Origin of the sequence: Mycobacterium arosiense ATCC BAA-1401 = DSM 45069, from assembly GCF_002086125.1 — a bacterium.
GTDB classification, from domain to species: Bacteria; Actinomycetota; Actinomycetes; order Mycobacteriales; family Mycobacteriaceae; genus Mycobacterium; species Mycobacterium arosiense.
In genome coordinates, this window is the sequence record NZ_MVHG01000234.1 from 1 (window position 1) to 593 (window position 593).

Below are 593 nucleotides of genomic sequence, written 5' to 3' on the forward strand. Positions count from 1 at the left end.
GCACGTCACGTCGTTCGTTCCCTTGGTTCAGCAGTAGTTCTCGCAGCGTCGGGCGTGGCCGTGTCGGCCCTGACGTCCGTCATTCCCTCCGCGTCGGCCCAGTGTCCGGACGTGCAAGTGGTATTCGCCCGCGGCACCGGCGAAGCGCCGGGTGTGGGCCCCACCGGTCAGGCTTTCGTCGACAGGCTGCACCAGCGCGTGGGCGGGCGATCCTTTGACGTCTACCCCGTCAGCTACCCCGCCAGCGATCAATGGGCGACCGGCGTGGACGGCGTCAGAGACGCGGGCGCCCACGTGAATTCGATGGCCCACGACTGCCCCAACACCAAGATGGTGCTCGGCGGCTACTCGCAGGGCGCGGCCGTGATGGGCTTTGTCACCTCGGCCGCCGTGCCCGACGGCATCGACCCCAACACCGTGCCCAAGCCGCTGTCCCCCGACGTGGCCAACCACGTCTCCTCGGTCGTGCTGTTCGGCATGCCCAACGTGCGGGCGATGAACTTCCTCAACGAACCCCCGGTGGAAATCGGCCCGCTCTACCAAGACAAGACCATCAAGGTGTGCGCCACCGAAGACCCCGTCTGCTCCGACGG

At 67.6% G+C, this 593-nt stretch carries 1 protein-coding gene; it reads left to right on the top strand.

Features of this window, described 5'->3' with window-relative positions; genetic code table 11:
- Positions 1 to 593: cutinase family protein (locus tag BST14_RS28250; RefSeq protein ID WP_245845840.1), on the top strand; the 593-nt coding region annotated here is incomplete at both ends.